Annotated in this window: 19 protein-coding genes and 1 riboswitch; of the genes, 11 read left to right on the top strand and 8 right to left on the bottom strand. The window is 48.4% G+C overall.

Annotated elements, in window-relative coordinates; translation table 11 throughout:
• Positions 1-343: 343 nt before the first annotated feature.
• Complete coding sequence (locus tag ACYVI1_RS05585) at positions 344-796, bottom strand: hypothetical protein (protein WP_460907626.1); 453 nt, start codon at positions 794-796, stop codon at positions 344-346.
• Between the two features lie 517 nt (positions 797-1,313).
• On the opposite strand from ACYVI1_RS05585, the gene ACYVI1_RS05580 reads away from it, so the two are divergent.
• Together ACYVI1_RS05580 and ACYVI1_RS05575 are read left to right on the top strand one after the other, a co-directional pair.
• On the top strand, positions 1,314-1,865 hold the full coding sequence (locus ACYVI1_RS05580; RefSeq protein ID WP_460907624.1) for a fasciclin domain-containing protein: 552 nt from the start codon (positions 1,314-1,316) through the stop codon (positions 1,863-1,865).
• Positions 1,866-2,056: 191 nt separating this feature from the next.
• Entirely contained in the window at positions 2,057-3,805 is a 1,749-nt protein-coding gene (locus ACYVI1_RS05575) for a hypothetical protein (protein WP_460907622.1), read from the top strand.
• 29 nt (positions 3,806-3,834) lie between these two features.
• Here the strand turns inward: ACYVI1_RS05575 and metH are convergent, their stop codons facing one another.
• The 6 genes from metH to ACYVI1_RS05545 all read right to left on the bottom strand — a co-directional run bounded on the left by metH (position 3,835) and on the right by ACYVI1_RS05545 (position 12,591).
• Positions 3,835-7,617, bottom strand: coding sequence for a methionine synthase (gene metH, locus ACYVI1_RS05570; protein WP_460907621.1), 3,783 nt, complete (start codon positions 7,615-7,617; stop codon positions 3,835-3,837).
• Positions 7,618-7,724: 107 nt separating this feature from the next.
• A riboswitch (SAM riboswitch) is annotated at positions 7,725-7,832 on the bottom strand.
• 70 nt (positions 7,833-7,902) lie between these two features.
• Positions 7,903-8,265 carry an SxtJ family membrane protein gene (locus ACYVI1_RS05565; RefSeq protein ID WP_460907619.1) on the bottom strand — a complete coding sequence of 121 codons (363 nt, stop codon included), beginning with the start codon at positions 8,263-8,265 and terminating at the stop codon, positions 7,903-7,905.
• A gap of 3 nt (positions 8,266-8,268) precedes the next feature.
• Positions 8,269-8,418, bottom strand: coding sequence for a DUF5989 family protein (locus ACYVI1_RS05560; RefSeq protein WP_191038769.1), 150 nt, complete (start codon positions 8,416-8,418; stop codon positions 8,269-8,271).
• A gap of 23 nt (positions 8,419-8,441) precedes the next feature.
• Positions 8,442-9,593, bottom strand: coding sequence for an SGNH/GDSL hydrolase family protein (locus tag ACYVI1_RS05555; protein ID WP_460907617.1), 1,152 nt, complete (start codon positions 9,591-9,593; stop codon positions 8,442-8,444).
• 12 nt (positions 9,594-9,605) lie between these two features.
• Positions 9,606-11,468, bottom strand: a complete 1,863-nt coding sequence (locus tag ACYVI1_RS05550; RefSeq protein ID WP_460907615.1) for a carbamoyltransferase family protein — start codon at positions 11,466-11,468, stop codon at positions 9,606-9,608.
• 244 nt (positions 11,469-11,712) lie between these two features.
• A complete protein-coding gene (locus ACYVI1_RS05545) occupies positions 11,713-12,591 on the bottom strand; it encodes a hypothetical protein (RefSeq protein ID WP_460907613.1) in 879 nt (292 codons plus the stop codon).
• Between the two features lie 636 nt (positions 12,592-13,227).
• Here ACYVI1_RS05545 and ACYVI1_RS05540 point away from each other — a divergent pair.
• The gene (locus ACYVI1_RS05540) at positions 13,228-14,115 is read left to right on the top strand and encodes a Ppx/GppA phosphatase family protein (protein ID WP_460907611.1); all 888 of its coding nucleotides are present in this window, start codon (positions 13,228-13,230) and stop codon (positions 14,113-14,115) included.
• A 9-nt stretch (positions 14,116-14,124) separates the two neighbouring features.
• Here ACYVI1_RS05540 and ACYVI1_RS05535 read toward each other — a convergent pair whose 3' ends face one another.
• Positions 14,125-14,655 carry a hypothetical protein gene (locus ACYVI1_RS05535; protein ID WP_460907610.1) on the bottom strand — a complete coding sequence of 177 codons (531 nt, stop codon included), beginning with the start codon at positions 14,653-14,655 and terminating at the stop codon, positions 14,125-14,127.
• Positions 14,656-14,758: 103 nt separating this feature from the next.
• Between ACYVI1_RS05535 and ACYVI1_RS05530 the strand changes: the two genes are divergently transcribed.
• The 8 genes from ACYVI1_RS05530 to pseF all read left to right on the top strand — a co-directional run bounded on the left by ACYVI1_RS05530 (position 14,759) and on the right by pseF (position 20,911).
• Entirely contained in the window at positions 14,759-15,574 is an 816-nt protein-coding gene (locus ACYVI1_RS05530) for a GNAT family N-acetyltransferase (protein WP_460907608.1), read from the top strand.
• 258 nt (positions 15,575-15,832) lie between these two features.
• Positions 15,833-16,738 (top strand): motility associated factor glycosyltransferase family protein, encoded by a 906-nt coding sequence (locus ACYVI1_RS05525; protein ID WP_460907606.1) that lies wholly within the window; start codon positions 15,833-15,835, stop codon positions 16,736-16,738.
• Between the two features lie 30 nt (positions 16,739-16,768).
• Positions 16,769-17,785, top strand: a complete 1,017-nt coding sequence (gene pseB / locus ACYVI1_RS05520; RefSeq protein WP_460907604.1) for a UDP-N-acetylglucosamine 4,6-dehydratase (inverting) — start codon at positions 16,769-16,771, stop codon at positions 17,783-17,785.
• A gap of 41 nt (positions 17,786-17,826) precedes the next feature.
• Positions 17,827-18,120 (top strand): hypothetical protein, encoded by a 294-nt coding sequence (locus ACYVI1_RS05515; protein ID WP_460907602.1) that lies wholly within the window; start codon positions 17,827-17,829, stop codon positions 18,118-18,120.
• A 94-nt stretch (positions 18,121-18,214) separates the two neighbouring features.
• Complete coding sequence (locus tag ACYVI1_RS05510) at positions 18,215-18,595, top strand: helix-turn-helix domain-containing protein (protein WP_460907600.1); 381 nt, start codon at positions 18,215-18,217, stop codon at positions 18,593-18,595.
• 9 nt (positions 18,596-18,604) lie between these two features.
• Positions 18,605-19,042 carry a hypothetical protein gene (locus tag ACYVI1_RS05505; protein ID WP_460907598.1) on the top strand — a complete coding sequence of 146 codons (438 nt, stop codon included), beginning with the start codon at positions 18,605-18,607 and terminating at the stop codon, positions 19,040-19,042.
• The gene (gene pseC, locus ACYVI1_RS05500) at positions 19,029-20,225 is read left to right on the top strand and encodes a UDP-4-amino-4,6-dideoxy-N-acetyl-beta-L-altrosamine transaminase (RefSeq protein ID WP_460907596.1); all 1,197 of its coding nucleotides are present in this window, start codon (positions 19,029-19,031) and stop codon (positions 20,223-20,225) included. Before ACYVI1_RS05505 ends, pseC begins: the two co-directional genes overlap by 14 nt.
• Positions 20,222-20,911: a pseudaminic acid cytidylyltransferase gene (gene pseF, locus ACYVI1_RS05495; RefSeq protein WP_460907594.1), complete on the top strand. Its 690-nt coding sequence runs from the start codon at positions 20,222-20,224 to the stop codon at positions 20,909-20,911. Before pseC ends, pseF begins: the two co-directional genes overlap by 4 nt.
• Positions 20,912-20,931 lie beyond the last annotated feature (20 nt).

Below are 20,931 nucleotides of genomic sequence, written 5' to 3'. Positions count from 1 at the left end.
TCTTGAATAACTTGCCATTGGGAGTCGGTCAGATCAGTAGGATACATTGGTGGTTCTTTGTTCCTACAAACTTACCGGCTCCTTATTTTTATCAAAATGCTATTTTTAGACAGTCTCTAATACATACAAATTATTTTTAGAATGGGCAAATTGTACGACAGCTACAGCATACACCATAGCGACGAAGTTAATAAATTGAACTATACTAAGAACTTTTAAAGCAGGAGTGAGTGCCCTATAATTAATTAAATACAATAAGGCACTCAGCCCCAGTAATAGCAAGTATAAAATAGTATCCCATGTGTTCATGAAAATACACCTTATTTATCACTATTCTACGTATTTAATGATTAACATAACGATCTCTAAGCGTACTGGGGCAAGGTGGCACACTGCAGCAGCAAAGAGCAGCAATTGTATCATCATCCTCAAGAGCTCTTCCATCGGGATATATGGGAGCAATAAACATGAAATTTTTACCTTCCCGATCAATTCCGTAATAAATCTTCACGTGTTGTGCTCTTGTTCTAGTGACTACATCTTGCAGATCATTAATGTCAAAGAAAGCGGCCCTAACGAATTGACTACGATTTTGCTCAAGTGTGTTTGGATCATTTAAGATAGTTTGGAATCTATCACATGCAATTTTTAGCTCACCCGGAGAAACTTCATAAGCTTCCTCAGGATCAACAAGGTTGAGGCATATCTCATCAGGTCCTGTCAATTGACAATTGTCTTTCAAAATGAGGCTCTTATCAATAAGAAGTTGGCCTGACTTAATTAATAATTTAGGCATGTGTGTAAAAGTTAAAGAGTGAATTAATATTTTGACGAATCAATATAATAGTTTCCATTATTGCAATAAAAATCTGTGAAGCATTACAAAAACCTATTCATTATTAACTCATTAATAATGAATAGGTTAAATCCTAAATTATCGCTATTTTACGCACAAATACCGTATTTTTCCCGTATTTAACCCCGCCTTCTTCCCGTCCCAAATTCAGGCTAATTCCCCTACCCAAAGGCCCAATCACCGTCTAACTTTGATACGTTCTTTCTATCCATTTCCCACAACGCCTTCCTGATGTTACAGTTCCGCCGGGTACTTAACCCGGCGGCCTGCTTTTATGGCTATACCGGTGGCATAAATACCTAACCGAAAAGGATAACTTACTGATTTTCAAAGGACAACAAAAAAAATTTACTTTATTTCAATCCAAACTACTCACTCCCTGCGTAAGTCTTCCCGTTGATCGACACACAGTAAAAACATTCAGTACACGTTTAATCCATTCAAAAGAACAACGACAATGAAGACGCTCAAATTCACGTTTGCTATACTTAGCTTTTTAGCTCTTAGCCAGGTCTCGTTTGCCCAGGAAAAAACCGTTACCGTTGGTGGCGCGCCCATGTATCCCTCGAAAAATATCATCGAGAACGCAGTAAATTCTAAAGATCACACCACGCTGGTAGCTGCCGTTAAGGCCGCTGGTTTGGTTGAAACGCTGTCGGGAGCCGGTCCGTTTACCGTATTTGCCCCAACCAACAAAGCATTCGACAAACTGCCCAAAGGCACGGTTGAAACGCTGGTGAAGCCCGAAAACAAAGAAATGCTGACGGGTATTCTGACCTATCACGTTGTACCCGGCAAAATGAGTGCTGCCGACCTGATGAAAGCCATCACAGACGGCGGTGGTAAAGCCACGCTGAAAACGGCTGCCGGTGGCACGCTGACGGCCATGCAGAAGGGCAAAAAGATCATGTTGACCGACGCCAAAGGTGGCATGTCGACGGTTACTATTGCTGATGTAAACCAGTCGAACGGCGTAATTCACGTTATCGACACGGTCCTGATGCCGTAATACTTCCGCTTGTATCCAACAGAATAAAAAAAGCCCCGGAGACGACTCTTCGGGGCTTTTTGCGTTTAAGAATTTTTTTAACTGATTACCGGGTAATAGTGTTAATTATCCCCATAAAATACGGGGATTTTCCCGTTGCGGGGAGGTGGTGAGCGTGGTAGGTTTGTGATGGAAAAAATCTCTCCACACTAATGAAAACGATCTTCCACACACTAGTCCTAATGAGCGTTTTAGCAAATATCAGTTACGCTCAATCGAATACGGATGAAATGCTAAGTGCGCCTAACGCACGCAGTTTCATTCAGTTATGGCCTGATTTAAATGAGCACAAATTCTTTTATATACTGGATAAGGATTTGAGTCGTAAGCACTATAAATCACTTACTCCCAATTCTGTAATAGGCGTCCCAAAACGAGACGGAGAGGTTACGCTTACAGTTCGCTTCTTCAATCCACTCCAGTATAATGTCGTAACAACCGACACACTACTGGAAGACCCTTCCTACCAAAATATTGGCAAGTTTGCCACAGCATTGACCGAACTGATTAAGGAATTACCTGTTATAAATGCACCAGCAGCATCTGGGAAAGAGAATGCAGGGACTTCCAGCGGAAACACTGGTTCAGGCTTACCCTCCAGCATTACTGCCCCGTTTTCGTTAACGCGGGCTGGTGATTTCACCAAACAACAGGTCGCAGCATCTCTTGCAGTATCAAGTCGGCCCATTGCCTCTCCTGCCACTGAGAGCGAGTTACAATCTGTTGTTCAATTTATTAATAATATTGGCTTCGATGACCTAGCCGAATGGAAATACTTGTTCATACAAGGAAGAGTAACTTGTGTAGATACAAATACAACAACGATTAAACGCCTAAAGATATTAGATAGTCATTATTACAATGGTAACTTTCGGGTAATGATTCGTAAAGCATTGAATTTTTTGAGTAAGCCCGATAATATTAAGGATCTGATGGTTGCTAATAATCATTTTTTAACAATTATAGACAGCCTTAAAAAAGTAAATTCTGCTAATAAAGAGACACTAAAATCGTTCGATGATGATATTTCTGGTGATATACAAAAGAACCTGATTGGCCAGGCTTCTCAGAATGATAATGTTTGTTCAACCTTTCTTACTTATTCTCAGATCGTTTTTAAACGATTTGTGCGCGCCTGCCTGGATGGCCAACGCAAACGTGATGAAATGCTACAAATAGCCGAGAAACTTCACAATGAAATCGCAACAGTAATAAAAATTACTGACGAAACATTTGGCGATAACGATGGTGGCACACATTTACAAAATGCTATAATTATCGGGCGCTATAATATTGATGAAACGCAGATGCACGATGTAAATATTATTTTCCGCAAACGCCTACTCAACTTAGATGCTGACCCACCAATATTAACGGATACTAACGAGAAGATTATTGGTCGTTTACGGATACGCAGTTCGCAAACCCTAATTCCTGAGTTCTCAATGGGGGGTGTTTACACCGACCTAACGTATCCCACTTACGGCGTTAAAGTATTGACGGAAAGTGAGGCAAAATCGTACAATGATGCTTCGGGCACCACATCCTATTCGGCGGCCCAAAGTGTTGTCGACGAAGTGAGTTCGCAGCGACTGCCTATCGTCCTGGTAGGTATGCTCAATCTTACTTTAAACGCTTTTAATGGATTAGCACACCCACTCGTTCAGGTGGGGGTAGGCACCGGAAGAAACCTGCCTACCTTTTTGTTTGGAGGTGGATTACGGCTAAAATGGCAAAAACCAATCGTTATTTCCGGCGGAGCAATTTGGTCTTGGAAAAAACAATTTACTAATTTGGCTCCACGACGACCATTAAGCGGCCCCGCTCAATTAGAGAAAGACCTAAGAATTGAGTTTGACACACGACCAAATTTCTACTTAGGCTTACAGATAGGTCTTTGAACAGCAAAATAAACTATACTGCCTCGCCCTCAAGCATCATAACTCAACACCGGACTTAACCACTTTTCAATCTCCTCAACCGGCATGTTCTTCCGTAAGGCATAGTCATAGACCTGATCTTTATTAATTTTTCCGACCGGAAAATACTTCGATTCGGGGTGCGAGAAGTAAAAGCCACTTACCGATGAGGCCGGGTACATGGCGTAGCTTTCAGTTAGTTCAATCCCGATTTTAGTGGCATCGAGCAGGTTAAACAACGTGCCTTTTTCGGTATGGTCGGGGCAGGCCGGATAGCCCGGTGCAGGCCGAATGCCCTGATACGCTTCTTTAATGAGTTGGTCGTTGGTTAGCGTTTCGTTGGTTGCATAGGGCCAGAATTCTTTTCGGACGCGCTCGTGCATCCGTTCGGCGAAGGCTTCGGCCAGCCGGTCGGCAATGGCTTTCACCATGATGCTGTTGTAGTCGTCGTGGTCGCGTTCGTATTTCTCGATAAGCGCTTCGATGCCAATGCCCGCCGTTACGGCAAATCCGCCAATGTAATCCTCCCGGCCACTGTCGAGTGGGGCAACGAAATCCGACAGGCAGAAATTGGGCAGGCCGGGCGCTTTCTGGTTCTGCTGGCGCAGAAAATGCAGTACCGTTTTGGTGTCATAAATCAACTCACCAACCGGACTAACCGTCGTTTGCGATTGAACTCTGCTGATTTTATACTCGATGTGCCGGTGCGAACCATGCCGTTCGCAGGAAACATCGCGCGTCACTTCGTCGAAATCGTGCAGCAGCACATCGTCATCGGCAGAGTTGGCGGGAAAGAAGCCAACAACCGCTTTCGCCTTCAGGAGTTTATTGTCAATAATTTCCTGAAGGAGCCGGTTGGCATCGTCAAACAACTGACGCGCTTCGTTGCCCACAACGGCATCCTCGAAGATGGCCGGGTATTTACCGTGCAACTGCCACGTCTGGAAAAACGGTGTCCAGTCGATGTATTTTGCTAACTCGGCAATGGAGTAATCGTCAAAGTACCGATTGCCGAGAAAGGTTGGTTTTATCGGCTCGAAATCGTGCCAGTTAATTGGCGGGCGGTTGGCACGGGCTTTTTCAATACCCAGCAGATTTTTCTCCTTCTGACGTTTGGCGTGATCCTCACGGAGTTTGACGTACTCGGCTTTGATTTCGGTAAAAATAAGGGCGCGTGTAGCATCTGTTTCACTAACCAGCCGCCCGGCAACGGGAACGCTTCGGCTCGCGTCTAACACATGCACAACCGGCCCTGAATAGTGCGGATCAATCTTGACAGCAGTGTGCATCCGCGATGTCGTTGCGCCCCCAATCAGCAGCGGAAGGGTAAAACCCTGCCGCTCCATCTCTTTCGCAACGCCTACCATTTCATCGAGCGAGGGCGTAATCAGGCCACTCAGCCCGATAATATCCACATTGTGTTTGCGGGCTTCGTCCAGGATTTTTTGGGTTGGCACCATCACACCGAGGTCGATGATTTCGTAGTTATTACAGCCCAGCACCACGCCAACGATGTTTTTACCGATGTCGTGAACATCGCCTTTAACGGTCGCCAGGAGAATCTTACCGGCCGACGAACTCCCGGTGCCATCTTTCTCGGCTTCGATGAACGGGGTTAGATAGGCCACGGCTTTTTTCATTACCCGCGCTGATTTCACGACCTGCGGCAGAAACATTTTGCCCGCGCCAAATAAGTCGCCAACAATGTTCATGCCATCCATCAACGGCCCTTCAATCACGTGCAAAGGACGCTCAACCTGCTGCCGAATTTCTTCAACGTCCTGGTCGATGTAGTCGGTAATTCCTTTGACCAGCGCGTGCTTGAGTCGTTCGCGAACGGGTTCGAGCCGCCAGCTTTCATCCTGAACAATGGCTTTCCCCTTCGCTTTCACCGTCTCGGCAAAATCAACTAAGCGTTCGGTGGCGTCGTCCCGGCGGTTGAGCAGCACGTCTTCGCAACGTTCCAGCAACTCTTTGGGAATGCTGTCATACACCTCCAACTGCCCGGCGTTCACGATGCCCATGTCCATACCGGCGCGAATGGCGTGATACAGAAACGCCGAGTGCATAGCCTCGCGCACCACGTCATTGCCCCGGAAGCTGAAGGAAATGTTCGACACGCCCCCGCTCACTTTGGCCAGCGGGAGGTTGGCTTTAATCCAGCGCGTCGCGTTGATAAAGTCAACAGCGTAATTATTGTGTTCTTCGATACCTGTGGCAACGGTCAGGATGTTCGGGTCGAAAATGATGTCCTGCGGGGCAAAGTTGACTTTATCAACCAGAATTCGATAGGCGCGTTCGCAAATTTCAATCCGCCGTTCGTAGGAGTCAGCCTGACCGGTTTCGTCGAACGCCATCACGACTGCAGCCGCGCCATACCGCCTGACGAGTTGTGCTCGCTCAATGAACGCTTCTTCGCCTTCTTTGAGCGAGATGGAGTTGACAATGGCTTTGCCCTGCACGCACTTCAGGCCTGCTTCGATGACTTCCCACTTCGAGGAATCGACCATGATGGGTACGCGGGCAATGTCGGGTTCGGCAGCAATCAGGTTCAGAAAGGTCGTCATAGCCTCTACCGAATCCAGCATGCCTTCGTCCATGTTAATGTCGATCACCTGCGCCCCGCCTTCGACCTGTCCCCGCGCAATGCTCAGGGCTTCGTCGTAGTTTCCTTCTTTAATAAGCCGGGCAAACTTCTTGGAACCCGTTACGTTGGTACGTTCGCCAACGTTCAGAAAGTTGGTTTGCTCCGTAATTTTCAGCGGTTCCAGCCCACTCAGTTTCTGGTAGGGTTCGGGTTGCGGCAACTGCCGGGGCGGGTACTTAGCGGCAGCCTGAGCAATGGCGCGGATGTGGTCGGGGGTGGAGCCGCAGCAACCGCCGACGATGTTAACGAAGCTATCGCGGATGAACCCTTCCACCTGCTCGGCCATTTCGTCGGGCGTCTGATCATACTCGCCAAACTCGTTGGGCAGACCCGCGTTTGGATACGCCGACGTGAAAAAGGGCGATTCTTTCGCCAGCGTCTGCACATACGGTCGCAGGAGTTCGGCTCCCATCGCACAGTTCAGGCCAATGCTCAGAAGCGGCAGGTGCGATACGGAATATAAAAAAGCTTCGGTCGTTTGCCCCGACAACGTCCGGCCCGATGCGTCGGTGATGGTACCCGACACCATAATCGGCAGCGGCTCCTGCCCTTTTTCGGCAAAATAGCGGTCAATGGCAAACAGAGCCGCTTTGGCGTTGAGCGTATCGGTGATGGTTTCGATGAGCAGTAAATCGGCTCCGCCTTCGACCAGGCCGCTTACCTGTGTGTAGAACGCTTCAACTAACTGGTCGAACGTAATGGCACGGTATCCCGGATTATTCACATCGGGCGACATGGAGGCCAGCCGGTTGGTTGGCCCCATCGCCCCGGCCACAAAGCGCGGCTTGCCGGGAGTTTGGCGCGTCATGTCGTCGGCAACGGCTTTCGCAATCTTCGCTGATTCGTAGTTCAGTTCATACACCAAATCCTCCATGTAGTAATCGGCCATAGCCACGGTCGTACTGCTGAAGGTATTGGTTTCGATAATATCGGCACCAGCGTCGAGATATTGCCGGTGAATTTCCTGAATAACCGCTGGTTTGGTAATCGACAACAAATCATTGTTGCCTTTTATGTCGTGTGGAAAGTCCTTGAAACGTTCACCCCGATAATCGGCATCGGTCAGGTTATACCGTTGAATCATGGTACCCATCGCACCATCAAGGACGAGGATTCGTTCGCGGAGAAGTTCGGCTATCGTTTTCAAAAGCAGTTGTAGAATGCACAGTTGTTAGGAAGACCAACAACGGCTACGCTTAAAAAAGTCCAAAAAGACAAAAGGCTTATCAGCAAAAGACAGGCAGCAGGCCGCTGATCTTATCTGTCCCGGTTATTCCGGGAGGAAATTGGCACCAGTTCCGCTGGGTGGGTTGGTTGCCAAGACATCATCGGGTCCGTTCCCTCCGTCTTTCTGGATAAGCTGTCACAAAAATACGCAAAAAAAGGGCATACCGAAAAGTGGTACGCCCTAAATCAATTTGTGTAGGCTTTCCTACCAGGTTTGTTCCAAATCTTCTTTTGTGTAGAGATGGTTTCGTTCAGTATAGAACGAGGCATCGCTGGTGCGTTTGATAGACAGCGGGTTTTTAGCCGTCATCCGGTAAAGCAGCGCAATCGGGAACAAAAACACGAAGAACATAACCGACAGAATAATTTTGCCGTTGATGTTGCCCAGTACCTCGGCCAGTTTGAACCAGACTTTTACAATTAAATCGCCGGCAACCGGAATGGCCAGGCTCAATACACCTACTCCAACGGCAGCGTAGAGCAGCCAGGGCGATTTAAACACAAAATGCAATACCAGCAGACCCGTCACGATGACTAACTGGGCTTTTACTTTTTCGGTAACGTCCATGCCTTAAAATAATGTATAGATAAAGGGAGCAACGGCAGACCCGCCACCAATAACAATCAGAACGCCGATGAGCAATAATAAAATAATCATTGGGGCCAGCCACCACTTTTTACGCTGCTTCAGAAACTTGAAAATGTCCTGTAGAAATTCCATATTTTGGTCTGATTTGAGTTTACTTACTTAACGGAGGCCGTTTGAACAACGCCCGGATTCGACTGCATAAGTTTAAATAGTCCCTCGCCTACCCGTTGATTCACAAGCGCACTGGCATGACCATCATTGCGACCGACGACCCGGTCCTTGATGTCAATATCGCTCATAAGTTTACCTGCGTCCAGCATCGGCACCTTGTTACGCCGAAAAAAGTCGACAACGGGTTTCACGTACTCGGCTGTTTCTTTTAGTTTGTGCGAAAACGGGAACAAAACTACATAAAGCCGGGCATTATGCTCCTGCGCGTAGGTTATGAACTTGTTAAGATCGCTCAGGTGATCGTTAATAATAGCCGGTGTGCCGTATGCTTTACGGACGTAGACATCGAAGGGGGTAAAATTTCCGTGGGGGAACTGCCAGTACAGATAATTGAGTAGGTAGGACTTAATAAACAACGACTGCACAGCGCGGGGCAAATCGGAATAGGGGGTAAATCCAGCCGGAACCAGGCCATGATCGCGGGCTACTTTTTCAATGTCGTTTGGGAAATACTGAAGCACCAGCACGTCGGGGGTTTTGCCAAACTTCAGCAGCCGGGCGTATTCATCGCGCGTGTCGGAACCCGAAATACCGAGGTTGTAGGTCACGTATTCAGTTGTCCCTAATTTGTTGGCCAGCACATTACCAAAGCGTTCCTGCACAGATTTCAGCCCGTGACCTGCCGCGTAGGAATCTCCCACAATGAAGACCTTCTTTTTGCCGGTCGTATCGGTTTTGGGTTCGTCGCGGTAATCGCCGGTCATGGGTGGCCAGTAACGTTCGAACCAGATTTTCGAGGCTAAGGTAAGCCCGCCCTCCTGGCTCTGGGCAACAAACATAAAGCCCATTTCGATGAACACCAGCAACACAAGAAGGGGCACCAATAGCGTAGCTATATTACCGAGCAGTTTAGGCGGCTTCGGGTTTTTAACGATGCCGTAGTAGTACAGCCGGAGCAGTTCAATACTGATCAGCAGATAGAGGCAGCACTTTACCAGCCGAACGTAGATGTTATCAAATAAGCCTTTGTGGGGAATGTCGAAGCTAACCCCATAGTGGTCGCCATAGAACACAAAGAAAGCTAAAAAGCCCAGCAACAACAGCCGAACCACACTGGAAACGAGTTTGGATTGCATGAAGACGGACCGTTAGTCTAAAACAAATTCTTCTTTCCAGTTATCTTTCTCCTGCCATTCGGGTTGTTGCCGTTTGTCGAACAGGTAGTTGCCGACAACTAAATAGTCCATCTCGGTACGCATGAAGCACCGGTAGGCATCGTTGGGGGTCGAAACGATGGGTTCACCACGCACGTTGAAACTCGTGTTCACAATGACGCCATAGCCCGTCAACTTCTTAAACGAGTCGATCAACTGATAATACCGCGGGTTGGTGTCTTTATGAACGGTTTGAATCCGGGCCGAATAATCGATGTGCGTAATCGACGGCAGATCAGACCGTTGGTAGTAGAGTTTCTCCCGCAGCGGAAAACTGGCATAATCAGCCGGTACGGGGGTCCGGCGTTTCTGCGCTACCGGATGCACCAGCAGCATGTAGGGAGAGATGCCATCATAGTCGAAGTAATCGGCGCAGTCCTCGGCCAGAACCGACGGGGCAAACGGCCGGAACGACTCCCGATACTTGATTTTCAGGTTCAGTTTTTTCTGCATCTCGGCATTGCGCGGGTCGCCCAGGATGCTGCGTCCGCCCAGCGCACGCGGCCCAAACTCCATTCGTCCCTGCACCCAGCCCACCACATTTCCGGCAGCCAGCAAGCGGGCCGTTTCGGTACTTAGGGCATCAAAATCTGTAAAGTGCGTCGAAACGGCCTTGTATTTCACAGCCATCAGTTCAACGTCGAGGTCAGAAAACGTTGGCCCTAAGTAGGAACCGCGCATGGCGTCGCGCTCGGTCGTTACGATGCGCTCTTTGCCAAAATAAATATGGTAGGCCGCCAAAGCCGCGCCCAGTGCCCCGCCTGCATCACCGGCGGCCGGCTGAATAAAAATATCCTTGAACAAACCCGCAGCCTGGAGTTTACCGTTCGATACGCAGTTAAGCGCAACGCCCCCGGCCAGCACCAGCGCATCGGCATTGGTCAGGCGTTTGGCCTCGCGGGCCATGTTCAGCACGACTTCTTCGGTGAGATACTGGATGGCCAAACCGAGGTTGCAGTGATGGGGTTGCAATTCATCTTCGGGCTGGCGTTTCGGAAAACCAAACAGCTCGGCCCATTTGTCTTCGTTCACCATCTTCAGCCCGGCGGCATAATCGAAATAATCCTGATCCAGCCAAACAGAGCCATCAGGCCGCAGGTCGGCCAGTTTTTCCTTAATGGTTGTCATGTAGCGGGCTACATCCGGCGAATTCGGGTCGCCATACGGCGCCAGGCCCATCAGTTTATACTCGCCCGAGTTGACCCGAAAGCCCAGAAAATAGGTGAACGCCGAATACAATAGGCCCAGCGAGTGGGGGAACCGGAGTTCTTTCAGAATCGAGATGTCTTTCCCTTCGCCCAACCCAATGGAGGCTGTAGCCCACTCGCCCACGCCGTCGATGGTCAGGATAGCCGCCCGCTCGTAGGGCGACGGGTAGAAGGCACTGGCCCCATGTGAGAGGTGGTGCTCGGGAAAAAGCAATTTGACTTTACTGGCCGACTTGTAGCCTAACTTCTCGAGTTCTTCCCGAATGAGCCGCTTTAGAAATAATTTCTCTTTCAGCCAGACCGGAATCGACATCAGGAACGACCGAATGCCCTTTGGCGCAAAGGCATAATAGGTTTCCAGTAGCCGCTCAAATTTAAGCAGCGGTTTGTCGTAGAAAACGATAGCGTCTAACGTATTTAAGTCAGCGCCACTGTATTGAAGGCAATATTTGATGGCTTCGGCGGGGAACCCCGGATCGTGCTTTTTACGGGTGAACCGCTCTTCCTGAGCAGCCGCAATAATGCGTCCGTCTTCAATCAACGCGGCTGCCGAATCGTGGTAGAAAGCCGAGATACCTAATATGGTCATGAATAATGGTACTTGTCAAACAGGGGGCAAAAGTAACGTTTTTTTCTGGCAAACGTAATACAAACGCCGGTTTGCCTTACTCACCGGTCAGTCGAAGGCCGGGAGTTGATACACGTAGCCGGGAAAACAAGGTTATCTGCCCGGTTACATGAACGAATTGTTAAACGGGCGGTCGCAACCATCGCAATTCGTTCACGCAGCCGTCTATAAATGTTGATTGGAATTACCAGCGGCCCAATGTCGATCAGGGCTTATACAGACGGGCTATGGGTATGCTGACGGGTACATCTTCGGCTAATTTTTCGGCAACCAGCCGATAAGCGTCACTATTCGGATGCATTCCATCATAAGCAGTTTGCCAGATAACCAGGTCTGAATAATCAATTAGTTTCAGATGAGCCTGGTCAAATAGTTGGCGCAACTCCGGCTTCAGGGGATAAGCCGGAAAAATAACCACATAAAAGTTATCATTACCGAACTGTTGCTGATACAGTTCTCTTGACTTTTGGACAACGTCGACAAAATGACGGTAATGGTCTGTGTTGTACTGATTAGGAAAGTTAATGTTAAATAAATTGACAACATTACTCTTATACATCCACCGAACCAGCTTTGTGCGAATGGGGTGTTTTTGAGCATACGACCCTTCCACCGCCAGGCTAACCGGATTGACCCAGGGCAGATACCCGTCCGAATTATTTATCCACCGTGTTGTGGGCAATACCCGGGCTATGTGATCGTCGATATAGGTATAGAAAGCGATGCCATTTTTTTCGGTCACTTCTTTCCTCAGGTTGTTTGTTTGTAGAAGCCCCAGCATATGGGAGGGCGAATGCCCCGATACCCCATAATTATAGGGTCGGTAGCCGCTCTGTTTACCAAAAAAATAAGGTAAGGTTCCCGAATCAGATACAGCCTCCCCATACGTAAAGGAGCAACCCAAAAATAAGGCATATTTGCCGTTAGCCTGCGTTCGATCGAAGGGTGTATACCGACGGGATAAACTATCTATGTGATACGAGACTGGTACAGTTTTTCCGGCTGAAATGTCCTGTCCGGCTATTGGCGGCTGGAGTTTAGCTGCATACAGTAGTTTATAAGAGCCGGGAGCCGGTCGACTCATGCCTATGTTAACCTGATGTATGAGATTTAATGGAACGGGTTTCATCACCGATTCAGGGGCTTTATTGCCTTGTGAACGGCCATGGTTGCGCCACTGCAGAATCAATGCACAGGCGCCCTCCAGTGCTAATCCCGTGAAAATGAAGCTTATCAATGCTAAAAATACATTTCCAATCCACGCTTTACGACGTCTCTTGATATTGCTTTTCATACGCTGGATGCTAACTCTTAACGGGTATGGGTGCGAATTAATTTAGGCTATCAGGTTTGCCTTTGTCACTTGTTTTGATGTATTATCACTCCTTTAAGTAAGAAACCGGTTCTGAAAAGAACAGATAGGTAAGCTAAATTATGCCTTAAACGTATTTTTTACAAAAAGTTACCGTTACGGTCAATAAAAAATTTATACAATGCCAGTAGTAGACGAATACTCAGAAACTTAAATTAGCTGAATTGAATCCATTTCATAAAAACCAATCGGTCTATTCCTGAAACTACATTCATAAGCTCTGTCCTCTTACCTTTGGTCCGACTTAGATTAATTACTAAATAAGTGAACGAGCGATAGGGCCGCCCGCAGTGCGTGAACGAACAAAAAAACACCAGACGGCTTTCGCTCTTTTACTTTTTGACAACAATGAAACTGGCAGCTATTGATATCGGTTCAAATGCAGCCCGTCTGCAAATTTCGACGGTTCTGCACAATGACAACATCGTGAGTTTCAAGCGCGTTGAATACGTGCGGTTCCCACTTCGGCTGGGCCACGATGTCTTTAATTTTGGCGAACTAACCCCCGAAAGTGAAGCCCGCACAACTAAACTCATGCAGGTTTATAAACTGTTGATGGAGCTGCACGAAGTTGAAGAGTACATGGCCTGTGCCACATCGGCCATGCGCGAATCATCGAATGGCCACGAGGTTGCTAAACGAATCGAGAGCCTTACTGGCATAAAAATTCATATCATCGATGGCAGTAAAGAGGGTGAATTAATCAACAATGTCGTGGTGCAGGCCATCGACGACCGGCAGTTTCTGCACATCGATGTGGGCGGAGGCAGCACCGAACTGAACGTATACGTAAAGCGTCAGAAAATCAATTCCAAATCCTTTAAAATTGGCTCAGTGCGGTTGCTGGAAGGGAAAGAAACCAAAGGAGCCTGGCGAAAAATTGAGGATTGGGTTGAAGAAAACGTCGATTCGTCGCAGGAAGTGATTGCCGTTGGCACAGGCGGCAACATCAGTAAGTTGTTTAATCTGGCGGCCAAAACCGACGACTTAGAAACAACCCGGCCTGAAATCCAGCGTATCCGCGATTATATTTCGTCCTTCAGCCAGGAGGATCGCATCAACAAACTCCGCCTGAACGCCGACCGTGCCGATGTGATTGTACCAGCCGCCGACATCTACATATCGGTTATGCAATGGGCGAGGGCAACTAAAATTATTGTACCCGACTTAGGGCTGAAAGATGGGATTATCCAATTGGTTTACAGCCAGTTGAGTCGACGAAAACCTATATCCTGAAAAATTAACTCATAAAACCTTCCCTCTACTCTTTATTTTTCGGACCGTTATCGGCACGCACGTTGGGGGCGGGCAGCCGGGTATGGGCCGCACCGTTACGATAAGTAGCGCAAACGGAATACAGTTCGGGTTGGTCGGTTCGGGCTTCAAACAGGCGTAGATATAATAGAGCCGATCCGTGTTTCCCGTATTGGCTGGAAAAGCTACCTGCCGCTGTGTGGCAAGCCCATCAACGGGATCAATCTCGCCTAAATGCACGCCATTCTCACCCTGATACGGATTCGCATAGAGCGTATCGAACCGAACAAATTCAATCTTGTCGGGATCAACAGCCGTTGTGTTAACCTGAAGGCTATCAACACGTTGCCCTGTCGTGATTGTTATCGTTGTAAGGTCGGTAGTTGTAATGGTGGGGCAGGCAGCCGTTTGGGCACGCAGGGCGCAAGAACCAAGTAGAAAAAGCAGCAGCCAACCCGCTCTAAGCGTACTTCGGCATGAACTTTGTTCATTGGTACGTACCGGGGCAGCGCTTGTTTCCATAGGTGTTGGCTTTATATGAATAGGTAGCCAGCATACTTCTTACGTTGGCACGTTACTTTCCCCCTGTCCACAACGTCATCAGGACTGATGATCTATTCGGTGCATGGACAGGTATACTATTCTGCTTCAGGACAATCCACAAAGTTCCGATATTCCTGCGTTCTGTCAAAACGGTTTTTTCTTCAATGAGAACGAGCACCTCCGCCAACAGCGCGGGGGTCGGTTTCGATTGCTCACTGCGCTGAACCAACGTACCGGGAAATCTGAAGGCCGCTGTGCTTTTTTTATCCAGTCGCCGGAGGCTCTTAGTCCCAAGGCAGCTCCGTTCGGCTCCATCGAATTTGCCGAAACCCTGCCCAATCAAGTGCTCGATGCGTATATTATCCGACTGATTGAGGAAACGCGTTGTGCCGGTGCTACCCTGCTTCGGCTTGTCAATTATCCAGATTGTTACGCCCCTAAACAAGCACAGCGATTGGCGGCAATCCTGACTGAGCATGGGTTTCGGGTAAGTCAAACGAACCCGACCTTCTTTTTGCCCATTTCCGATGGATCATTTGTGAGCCAGATTGCACCGTCCGAACAACGGCGGCTTCGCAAATGCCAAAAGTCTGGCTTTCAGTTTATGCACTGGCAAACGCCCCCTATAGGCGAGGTACTGAAGTTTATTGAGGAGGTCTACCAACAGAAGGGCTATCGGTTCACTATCGAGCCAAAACACCTGATTCGTTTGCTGGATCGCTTCCCGGCTAAGTTCCTTGTTTTCGTGGTGAAGGACGGCCCCAGTCTGACCGCGCTGGCTGTGACCGTTCGCGTCCGTAACGATATTTTATACAACTTCCTGCCCGTATCATATCCTGCCTACAGCACGTTCAGCCCGATGGTGATGCTTATCGACGGCTTATTTACCTACTGCTAGCAGCAACGCATTCAACTGCTCGATTTGGGCGTATCGCTCGATAGCAACCGCCAACCCAAACCAGGCCTGATTCGGTTCAAGCGCAACCTGGGCGCACAGGAATCTCCGAAGCTGGTTTTCGAGAAGACGCTGTAATTCTTTCGACAGGATTTTTAGCGATTAAATCCTGTTCATCCTGTAATCCTGTCTATAGTTCTTCGGTCTGCTATTTTCTTCGTTATTTTGTAGAAATAAAGGCACCTCTCTTGTGCCGATTGCATGATTGAAGCTGGTTTTAATGCACTTAGTCAATTTCTGAACGAGTTGTTCACGTCAGTCGTGTCGCTGCTGAAAGTGGCAATTCGTGGGCGATATAGTACTCGATTGCCCGCCCGGCAATTACCCGTTTGCTCCGTGTTGGGTAATGGGCCATCCCTGAGCGAGTCGCTAACCGACCAGTTCGATTTTATTCGGCAAACCGAAATCGTCTGCGTCAATAATTTCGCCCATGCTGATGTCTTTCCACGCTTACGTCCGCAGAATTACGTCATTTCGGACCCGAACTATTTTGTTTTTACAGAACAAACCACCGACCGTAACGACATCCGCCAAACCCTGTCGATTTTCCTTGAACGGGTCAACTGGCCCATGACACTCTACGTTCCTCATTTTGCCAAAGGCTCGTATCTACTCCAAAAAATTGAGCAGGGGAATCCGCAGATTACTGTTGTGTATTTTAACTATACGGTTGTTCGCGGATTTCGCTGGTTAACCTACTGGCTCTATGCCAACGGCTTAGGCATGCCACAGGCGCAGACGGTCATCATTGCCGCTCTAACGCTGATGATTAACCGGAAATTCGAGCGAATTTATCTGTTCGGAGCCGATACGTCCTGGCACGAGCAAATTCGACTCAATGACCAGAACCAACTGTTAATCAAGCAGATTCATTTTTACGACAAGCCGAAAGATATAACCCACCAGCCGGTTTATTCCGATGCAAAACGGCAGCGCACCTTTTCGATGGCTTCGCAGTTTTTATCCTTACACAAAGTATTTCGGGGGTACGAAGTTTTACGCGACTACGCCGACCATCGGCACGTTAAACTTTTAAACGCCAGCGCCAAAAGCTATATCGACGCCTTTGAGCGGGAAAAACTGAGCCAGCCAATAAATAACCCATGACCCGTCGTATTCATTGACGAACAGAGACCTATGCTTGATTTAACGAACAAATCGATTTTAATTACGGGCGGCACCGGTTCCTTCGGCAAGAAGTTTGTCGAGATGATGTACGAGCGGCACCCGACGTTGAAACGCTTAGTGATCTACTCGCGCGACGAACTGAAACAGTTCGAAATGGCGCAGCATTACCCCCATTCAACCCACAAATCGATCCGGTTTTTCATTGGCGATGTGCGCGACGGCGAGCGGCTCAAACGCGCCTGCGAGGGTATCGACATCATTGTCCACGCAGCCGCCCTGAAACAGGTTCCGGCGGCCGAATACAACCCAATGGAGTGCATTAAAACCAACGTCTTCGGAGCCGAAAATGTGATTAATGCCGCCTTAGACAATGGTGTGCAGCGGGTGGTGGCCCTCTCGACCGATAAAGCAGCCGCGCCTATCAACCTCTATGGAGCCACCAAACTGTGCTCCGATAAATTGTTTGTGGCGGCCAACAACATGAAAGGCAGCCGCGATTTACGATTTTCGGTCGTTCGGTATGGCAACGTGATTGGCTCGCGGGGGTCGGTGGTGCCATTTTTTCTGGACAAACGCAAAGACGGCGTGCTGCCCATTACGCACCCTGACATGACGCGCTTCAACATCTCACTCGAAGAAGGCGTCGAAATGGTGTTTCACGCGCTCGAACACGCGTGGGGCGGTGAAATTTTTGTACCCAAAATTCCATCGTATCGTATTACCGATGTGGCTACAGCCATCGGTCCCACCTGCGAACAGAAATTAGTCGGTATCCGTCCGGGTGAGAAACTGCACGAGGAAATGATTACCGAAACCGACTCGCTGAATACCGTTGAGACGGATAAATATTACGTCATTACGCCCTCAACGCCCACCTGGAATGTCGACGACTACATGAAAGCATTCAACGGGCGGCAGGTCGAGATGGGGTTCAAATACAACTCCGGCACCAACACCGACTGGCTTAACGTTGAGCAACTGCGCGAACAGATTCGCGAACACGTTGACGCGAAATTCACGGTGTAGCTTTTAATTAATCCGTACTGTTTAGCTGTAACTAAACCTCTATGCCTACATTTGCGTTAAAGAAGGTAGAAGCCGTACACGCTAAACAGGAACTGGATGAGTTGGTGATTGATGGAGTTGGTCAGTTAGAGTTATTTGAGCAGGAGATTAAGCAAAAGCATGAGCGTTATCTAACCGAATTGCAAATGCTTTTGCTATATGTGGAATATACTGCGAATGGGCAATCATTGAGTGAAACAAAATTTCGTGATATTACACCGGATGGTGAATCTGTTAAGGAATACGAGTCCAAATCGAAGCACCTTCGCGTGTACGCTATAAAAACTAAATGGTAAGATTATTATATTGGGTGGGTTGAAAACAACGCAGAAGGCAGATTTTAGACGATTTAGGTCATTGAAAGCGCAATATCTAAACTCTTTGTAAATAATGACACGTGACGAATTAGTAAGCAGTCGGGGCTACTGGATAGCCAGGATTCAGCTTGACTTATTTAATCAAATAGAAAACTACATGACCGAACATCAACTGTCACGAACACAACTGGCAGAAAAGCTTGGTGTTACGAAAGGGTATGTGTCTCAAATTCTCAATGGTGATTTTGACCACAAGATTAGTAAATTGGTTGATTTGGCACTGGCAGTGGGTAAGGTGCCTCAAATTGAGTATACAGATTTACAAGAATTCATTGTTGCTGAGAAGAGAAACGAAAATAATTCTCCGTATGTGTTTAAGAAGATAATTCGAGGTGATCAGATTCAGGATCTACCTTTTTCAAGTCATCAGGATCATGAATTAGTCACTGCATAACATCACTTTATGAAAGGGCATATCAACTTAAGAATAGAATCTATTCGTGATGTAGAGTTTTTCTTACACGCTTCTGATAATATAAACCTATCGCAACTTAGTATACAAATCGAAGGAAAGGATATGGTTGCCGATGGGCATTCAAAAACAGTTACCTTAATAACTGAAGTTAAATATGTTCAAGGTTATGAAACAGAAAATGCTTTATTAGTTTTAAGGTACTTAAATGAAATGACATTTTATATTGACAACTTTGAAGAGAATTTTAGGTCCGAGAACGAAAAATATATATTTGACAAAAATCTTGCTCGCTTTCTACTTGATATAATTACACCTACAATTCGAGGTATTTTATTTGCAAAAACTGCTGGTACTGGTTTAGCTAAATGCTATCTACCTATCATCCGAGCAGACCAAATAATTGATGGAGTCAGTGAACCTATTTAATAGAATTCCATACGGTCGGCAGCACATTACCGACGAGGATATTGCCGCCGTTGCCGAAGTGCTTCGAGGCCCCTACCTGACGCAGGGGCCGCATATTGGCGCGTTTGAGGCCGCTTTTGCCAGCTATATCGGCTGTCAGTATGCGGTTGCCGTGGCGAATGGTACGGCGGCTCTGCATTTGTGCTGCATGGCGCTGGGCGTCACGAACGGTCCGGCGCTCCGGAGTAAGCGGGTCATCACTACGCCCATCACGTTTTCGGCGTCGGCCAACTGCGTTCGCTACTGCGGGGGGGAGGTTTATTTTGCCGACATCGACCCTCAAACGGCTCTGCTCGACGTCAATGCGGTACGGGCTTTAGTAGAAAAACAGCCAAAAGGTTATTTTTCGGGCATTATTCCGGTTGATTTTGCGGGCTACCCGGCCGATATGGCTGCCTTTCGCGACCTGGCCGACGAATACGGGCTGTGGCTCCTGGAAGACAGTTGTCACTCACCGGGCGGGTCGTTTCCAGATTCGGCAGGCAACGAACACCGGTGTGGCGATGGGTCACTGGCGGACTTAGCTATTTTCAGTTTTCACCCCGTCAAGCACATTGCGGCTGGTGAGGGCGGCATGATTACTACCAACAACGAGCGGCTTTACAACCACTTGCTGCGGCTTCGCACGCATGGCATCACCAACAAACCCGCCGAGTTTACTGAGCCGTATGCGGGTGAACCTGAGCGCGGGGGCTGGTACATGGAATTGCAGGAGTTAGGTTACAATTACCGCCTGACCGACATGCAGGCCGCGCTGGGAATGAGTCAGTTGAGCCGCGTTGATGCCATGCTGGTTCGTCGGCAGGAAATTGCCAAACGTTACGACGAAGCGTTTGGCGGGACTTCAGTAACCATCCTGGTTCCACCCGCTGGCGTGATCCATGCCTATCACCTGTATGTGATTCAGGTAGATGACCGCAAAGGGCTGTATGATTTTTTGCGGACGAAGAACATCATGGCGCAGGTACATTACATTCCCGTCCATTTGATGCCTTATTACCAGCAGCTCGGCTGGAAACCGGGCAACTTCCCCAATGCCGAACGCTATTATGCCCGCTGTCTGAGCCTGCCTATGTTTCCGACGCTGACTGATGCTGAACAAGCCTATGTGATTGACGCTGTAACGCAATTCGTGGGCGGATGAGCAACGTAGCCATCATAACAGCGCGGGGCGGCAGCAAGCGCATTCCGCGCAAAAATATCCGCCCGTTTCTGGGCAAGCCTATAATTGCCTACGTCATCGACGCGGCTTTGCAGTCGGGCTTGTTCAGCGAGGTGATGGTGTCGACAGATGATGCCGAAATTGCCGAAACGGCCCGACACTATGGCGCGTCGGTGCCGTTTCTTCGCCGGGCCGAAACATCGAATGATGTGGCAACTACCGCCGATGTTCTGACCGACGTATTGGCTCAATACAAACAACAGAATCAGGTCTTCGACTACGCCTGCTGCCTCTATCCTACCGCGCCCTTCGTCACGCCCGACCTGCTGCACAAGGCTTTGTCAACCCTGACCGAAAAACAATTCGACACGGTGTACCCTGTGCAGCAATTCAGTTTTCCCATTCAGCGGGCCGTGCTGCTGCGCGACGCGAAAGTGGAGTGGTTCCAGCCCGAGTACGCTCTGACGCGCTCACAGGATTTGGAACCAGCTTACCACGATGCCGGGCAATTTTATTTTTTTAGTATAAATGCCTTTCAACGAACTCACCGCCTGATTACCGATAATTCGGGTGGCATCGTCGTCTCCGAAATGGAGGCACATGATATCGATACGGAGATGGATTGGCAAATGGCGGAGATGAAATTCAGAATGATGAATGATGAATGATGAAGGTGCCGTTACTGCAT

This window comes from Spirosoma areae (genome assembly GCF_054781775.1).
This window is presented reverse-complemented; position numbering and strand designations above follow the sequence as displayed.